Origin of the sequence: Enterobacter cloacae complex sp. P12RS (genome assembly GCF_014895875.1) — a bacterium.
Taxonomy (GTDB): domain Bacteria; phylum Pseudomonadota; class Gammaproteobacteria; order Enterobacterales; family Enterobacteriaceae; genus Enterobacter; species Enterobacter bugandensis.
This window is the reverse complement of record NZ_JADBQO010000053.1, coordinates 1-3,703: the sequence shown is the minus strand read 5'-3', so window position 1 is coordinate 3,703 and position 3,703 is coordinate 1. Positions and strand designations below refer to the sequence as shown.

The following is a 3,703-nucleotide window of genomic DNA, read 5'->3' as shown; positions in this document are numbered from 1 at the left end:
CTCGCCACAGAGTACGGCAAAAGTCAGCTCAATATGGGGCATCTGGTTAACGCGCAGCGCGAGCAGCGCGGTATCGGTTTTGAACTGCGCACGGATGAGTTCGGGGCAGTCCGCGCCGCAAAAGGTCTCTTCCTGACGGCGCATGAACAGGCCAAAGCACAGGGACCGGTGCTGGAGATGACTCCGGCGGTTAATCAGATTAACCAGGCCAACAGCCAGATGCAGGCGCTGAACAGTGCCGCTGAAGCGGCCGGGGCGCTGGTCTCCGATATCAGCACCCAGGTTAACCTGGTCACGGACAGGCTGAAAGACCTCCGGTCGGCGGTGCTGCTGGCGAGTGCCCCGCAGGGTGTGGCGCTGACCTCCGGTGAACATCTCCAGTTGACCAGCACGAAGAACACCATGATTAACGCGGGCGAGCACCTGGATATCGGCGCAATGAAAAACCTGTCCGTGACGGTGGAAAAGGCGCTGGGGCTGTTTGTGCATAAAGAGGGGGCGAAGCTGGTTGCGAATCAGGGGGATATTGAGGTTCAGGCGCAGCACAACACCATGGCGCTGTTCTCGGAAAAGCAGATGAGCATAACAAGCAGTGAAGATGAAATCATTATTGCCACGCCGAAGATGATGACGCTGAACGGCGGCGGGTCGTACCTGAAGCTGAGCAAGAACGGGATAGAGCATGGCTCTGAGGGGATGATGATAATGAAAGTGGCTAATTATCTGGTTCCTGGTACCGGGGCGTCACTGAAAAATGTCGCACAAGTATTTAAGAAAACCAGTCTCGAAGCGATTCCCTCTGCCGATAAACAGCAAGATGCCCCTTCACAAGAACAGATGCTGCGGCGCGGAAGATTTTCACGATAAGGAGTGTCTATGAAAATTTGCTATCCCATCAGGAACACCAGTGGCCAGGAGTTTCGCTCGCTGGATGAAGTCATGCGTCATATCGACGGTGAGGCGTACGGAACTTGGCTGCTGGGGGCGAATGGCCTGTGGCATGGCGGGATCCATATCAGTGATGTCTCTAACCCCTTCTCGGCCCTTAACCCGGATGCCCTTAATACCGGAGAACCTGTTCCCCTCCAGTTTATGGCAGACGGTACTGTTGTTGCGTACCGGTTAAACAACGAGTATCTGACTGCCCCGTACTGCGGGCAACAGCTGCGCTACAGCAGCAGCTTTGTGCTGGTTAAATCGCTGTGTAAACCGGATCCGCAAAAAGAAAAGAGCTGGCTGGAATTTTACAGTCTGCATATGCATCTTGCCCCGGTAGCCGATTATCCGACGTCTCCCTGTTATAAAGTCAGGGACGGGCACAGTGGCATACTGTTACGTCAGTATAAAAACGGGCAGAACGGTATGCCTGAAGGGGAATCGGACAACGGCGAGGCCGGAAAATATCCTGCGCCAGCCAAAACGAAGAAGAGCCTGAAGGCAGGCGACCGTTTTGTCTCTTCCCGGACGGGGCGTTTTTATGTCACGAAGAAAGGAAAAACAACCCTGACAACCTTTGGCCTGGTCCGTTTACTGAAAAATAATATTCCGGGTAATGAACAGTACTGGGTGACACTGGATCCTGAGCTGATAGAGCCGGACGGGGAAATACAGGGGATGATGCCGGAATGGATGCAGAAGGCGAAGCAAAAAGGTGCTTTTGACTCTGTGGAACTGACGGGGGAAAAGGAAGAATGGAAGGTCAGCGCCGGAACGCCCGTCGGATTTATGGGATGTACGGAATCTCCGGGGGATGGAAACAATCTTGTGGACAGGGAATGGTTTGTCCATCTGGAAGTGCTGAGTACAGACAGCAGAATGCCCGGATTTTTAGCCAACCCTGAATGCGTGAAGGGCGATAAAAAGTCAGTTCTGGCATCAAAAGGACAGCCCCTGTTTACCCGGCAGGATACAGCGGGACAGCCGGTATTTACCCCGACATCCGCCAGACTGAGCGCGCAGTGCCTTCTCTCCCGGGGATCAGCAACCCCTGTCGCAGATGAGTCGCAAAACTTGTGGTATAAAATTACCGGGAGTGGCTGGTTACCGCAAAGTGATGTTGAAGAAGTGAATCAGTATGATTTACTGAAGCTCGGGTTTCAGGCGCTGGAGGAAGACTGCGGTGGCGATGTGATGGACAGCCCGTATGAAAGCTGGGTACCTCAGTCGTTTGAGGCAATAAGCCGTTCAGCAGAACAGGGTGCAGGATATCAGTACGGACTGGTACCGCCGTTTTATCGTGATTTGATGGCGGAGATGGACAGCAACCGCGACGGGAAGGTGACGGCAGAGGAAATCAGGCAGGCGCTGGCAGTGCGTGATCCGCTGGTGAAGAATGTCGTGAACCGTCTGGTGGTGAAACATCACAGCGAATGGTGTAAAGGCCGGATGACAGGCCGCTGGGACGGATTTTATAAAGATCTGGACCCACTGGAAGTAAAGTACTGTGAGAAATGGCAGGCAGACCTGGAATGGATGAGTAAGGTGCCTCCCTTTAATAAGGATGAGGCAGTGTGGCATTTTCATCCTGTGGTGTTTTTGGAGGCGATAAGTCAAAAGAGAAATAAGGAAATTATTTTCCCATTCAAAGTGAAACCTAAAAATGATATTGAAAGTGTATGGGAACAGTATTATTGGGCTGCGTCTCTAACGGATAGTAATGCATCGCAGGCAATATTTGGACGTAATAGGTCTCGAGGAAACAGAAAACATGCTGCACGCGATTTATACTCTGAACCACTGACTGAAATCGTTGCAGTGAGCAATGGTATTGTGAGAAGTATTTCTCATTATTACTTTGGGACTTGGCAGATTACTATCGAACATACGACTAATGATGGACGGCATTTTTATATTAGGTATGGTGAGGTTGATCCTAATAGCATTATTGTCAAGAATGGGGAGCTTGTTCTACAGGGGGCTGTTATTGCAAAAACTGGGCTGATGATTGATCCATCAACACGTCGACATCCTAATATTATTCCTGGTCAGGTTGTCTATATGTTGCATTTTGAGTATTATCCCGGAAATGAAACTCTGCCTCCTCCCAACAATACACAGACACCACCGTTTCAACGTCGTAATGACTTACAGGATCCAATTGACATATTGCGTGAAGGGTATAACAACACATTTTCTGATAAAAATCCTGATTCTGAAAATAGGAGCGCTATCAATGATCTGAACGTTTCGAATAAGGGTAAGGCATTCATTAAAGAATGGGAAAGTTTTAGATCGAGAGCTTACAATGATTCAGAGGGGTTTTGTTCTATTGGTTACGGGCATTTAATTGCAAGAGCTAAATGCGAAGATATATCGTTGCCAGAAGAATTTAAAAATGGGATAACGAAATCTAAGGGCGATGAATTATTTGACTCTCGATTGTTGTATTATGTCAAAGAGTTAAAGAGAACCGTAAGAGTGGATTTATATCAGTATGAATTTGATGCTTTAATTAGCTTGCTGTTTAATATGGGAAGTATGAGTAAAGCGCCACAATTGAGCTTAAAACTCAACCAAGAAAACTATGAAGGTGCGGCTAATGAATTTTTGGATATTACAAATGGTGGTGTTCCTGGACTTATTACTCGGCGTCAAAAGGAACACGGTTTATTTTTAACTGGAGTATATGATTCCTCTCGCTAATTTCTATGTGGAGTTGTGCTATGAGTAAATTTTGCAATTTAATGCTTTTGTTGTTTTTTTC

The 3,703-nt window shown here is 48.5% G+C and carries 2 protein-coding genes; both read left to right on the top strand.

Translation table 11 applies throughout. The features are described from left to right. The coding region (locus IM284_RS23440) for a type VI secretion system Vgr family protein (RefSeq protein WP_226838901.1) at positions 1–867 on the top strand (867 nt) is incomplete at its 5' end. 9 nt (positions 868–876) lie between these two features. Beyond that, complete coding sequence (locus IM284_RS21135; RefSeq protein ID WP_193055884.1) at positions 877–3,642, top strand: glycoside hydrolase family protein; 2,766 nt, start codon at positions 877–879, stop codon at positions 3,640–3,642. The last annotated feature ends 61 nt before the right edge of the window (positions 3,643–3,703 follow it).